Below are 2,591 nucleotides of genomic sequence, written 5' to 3'. Positions count from 1 at the left end.
TGAGGAACACCTATTGGTAATTCACCAATTTCAACCGACTCATGCGCACCAATTGGGTTAAAGTAGCGCAATGCTATGGCTTTTAAAGTTGGTGTAACTTTACAGGTATCACTAATTATTTCTTCACCTATTTGTTTCGTATTTCCGTAAGGCGACTCCGCCTTTTTTACTGGAGCATTTTCGGTAATTGGCAACTCATCAGCTTGACCGTAAACCGTACAAGATGAACTAAAAATAAATGCTGCCGATGGTAATTTTTTCAATTCTTTTAGGATATAAACCAAGGTGGTTATATTGTTTTCATAGTATAACAAAGGTTCTTTTACACTCTCGCCAACAGCCTTACTAGCTGCAAAATGAATCACACCTTTTACATCATTATGTTTTGCGAAAAACGCTTCAACACCCGATCTGTTTTTTAAATCTAATTTTTCAAAAATGGGTGTTTTACCTGTAATAGCTGTAATACCATCTAATACCTTCTCAGAAGAATTTGATAAATCGTCAATAATAACAACTTCATAGCCCTCGTTTTGTAATTCTACAACCGTATGAGACCCAATAAACCCTAAGCCACCTGTAACTAATATTTTATCCATTAATAAATTTTATAATTGTTGATGCAATATATTCTATTTGTTCGTCATCTAATTCTGTATGCATAGGTAAGGAAATAACATCTTTAACTAGCTGATTGGTTACTCCAAAATCTGATTCCTTATATCTTTCATCCAAATATGCTTTTTGCTTATGAAGCGGAATTGGATAATACACGCCACAAGGAATATCCTTTTCATTTAAATGTTTCACTAAAGCATCTCTATCAACACCTTTCACTCGTAAAGTATACTGATGAAATACATGACAATCACAAGTATCACAAACCCCATCACAGCCATTTACAGTTTTGGGTGTTATAATACTAACAATAGATTTAAATGCTGCATTATATTTTCTTGCTGCAGCTTGTCTCGCCTTATTATAACCATCTAAACGTGGAAGTTTGGCGTCTAAAACGGCCGCTTGAATACTATCTAATCTGGAATTTACACCAACAACATCATGGTGATAACGTTCGTACATACCATGATTTACTATGCCTCTTATAATATGAGCCAAATCATCATCATTAGTAAAAATAGCACCTCCATCGCCATAACAACCTAAGTTTTTAGATGGAAAAAATGAGGTCGCACCAACATTTCCAATGGTTCCTGCTTTCACTTTAGTGCCATTACTATATTTATAATTTGCGCCAATCGCCTGAGCATTATCCTCAATTACAAATAAATTATGCGCCTTTGCAATTTCCATGATAGCTTCCATGTTAGCACATTGTCCAAATAAATGGACTGGAACAATCGCCTTTGTTTTTGGCGTAATGGCTTTTTTTATAGCTTCAATATTAATGTTAAAGTCATCTTCATTAACATCAACTAAAACCGGTGTTAATTGCAACAAGGCAATAACCTCTACGGTTGCAGCAAATGTAAAATCGGCTGTAATAACTTCATCACCAGGCTTTAAACCCAAGCCCATCATGGCAATTTGCAAGGCATCTGTACCGTTGGCACAAGGAATAACATGTTTTACACCTAAGTAATTTTCTAAGTTTTTCTGAAATTCATGAACCTTAGGACCATTAATGAATGCTGTAGTTTCAATTACTTCCTGAATAGAAGGGTTAACGATATCTTTTATATCATTATACTGACCTTTTAGGTCGACCATTTGGATTTTTTTCATCTAAAAAAATTGTAGTCATGATTAAAATAGCAACAAACGCATATTTTAAAGTTAATCTAAGTAGACTAACAAGTAGTAAAATTACAAAAATGATTGACTCTAACCAATGAATTTATTTTAAAGAAATGTATTTTAGCACGAAAAGAATGAAAATTGCGTTTTATTTATAACATTGGAATATATCTTGCCAGTCTGATTTTAAAATTCGGGGCTTTGTTTAACAATAAACTTAAAAAAGGTGTTATTGGTAGAGCAAATGCTTTTAAAGTTTTAAATCAAAATATAAATAAAACGGATAAAACACTATGGTTTCATTGTGCATCATTGGGTGAATATGAACAAGGACTTCCTGTATTTTCTGAACTTCGAAAGCACTATAAAAATCATAAAATCATACTTAGTTTTTTCTCTCCTTCAGGTTATGAAATTAGAAAAAACAACCCGATTTCTGATGTAGTCATCTATCTTCCTTTAGATACAAAAATAAATGCTAAACGTTTTTTAGACCTTGTAAACCCTGAACTTACCGTTTTTGTAAAATATGATATTTGGCCAAATTTTTTAAATGAATTAAAACGAAGACAGCTTCGAGCCATTTTAATTTCGGCTGCATTTAGAAAGGGGCAATCCTATTTTAGATTTTACGGAAAGCCGTTGAAGGAGGCTCTTTTTGCTTTTGAACATATTTTTACTCAAAACGAAACCTCTAAAACATTACTTAATTCAATAAACTACAATGCCGTTACCATTAGCGGAGACACCCGTTTTGATAGAGTTTACAATCAACTTAGTATTGACAATTCGCTTCCATTTATTGAAGAATTTAAAAACAATCAGCCTTGCAT

The 2,591-nt window shown here is 33.0% G+C and carries 3 protein-coding genes; 1 reads left to right on the top strand and 2 read right to left on the bottom strand.

Annotated elements, in window-relative coordinates; genetic code table 11:
* Nucleotides 1-599 (bottom strand): SDR family NAD(P)-dependent oxidoreductase (locus tag WBN21_RS02690; RefSeq protein ID WP_424197760.1); only part of this gene is annotated, 599 nt, incomplete at its 3' end.
* The gene (locus tag WBN21_RS02685) at nucleotides 592-1,746 is read right to left on the bottom strand and encodes a DegT/DnrJ/EryC1/StrS family aminotransferase (RefSeq protein ID WP_424197759.1); all 1,155 of its coding nucleotides are present in this window, start codon (nucleotides 1,744-1,746) and stop codon (nucleotides 592-594) included. The genes WBN21_RS02685 and WBN21_RS02690, both read right to left, overlap by 8 nt.
* Nucleotides 1,747-1,959: 213 nt before the next feature.
* On the opposite strand from WBN21_RS02685, the gene WBN21_RS02680 reads away from it, so the two are divergent.
* Nucleotides 1,960-2,591, top strand: a 632-nt coding sequence (locus WBN21_RS02680) for a 3-deoxy-D-manno-octulosonic acid transferase (protein WP_424197758.1), incomplete at its 3' end; no start/stop codon positions are given.

Source organism: Algibacter sp., assembly GCF_049667265.1.
In the GTDB taxonomy this organism is placed as follows: Bacteria; Bacteroidota; Bacteroidia; order Flavobacteriales; family Flavobacteriaceae; genus Algibacter_B.
Note: the sequence above shows the minus strand (reverse complement) of the source record. Positions and strands in the feature narration are given on the sequence as shown.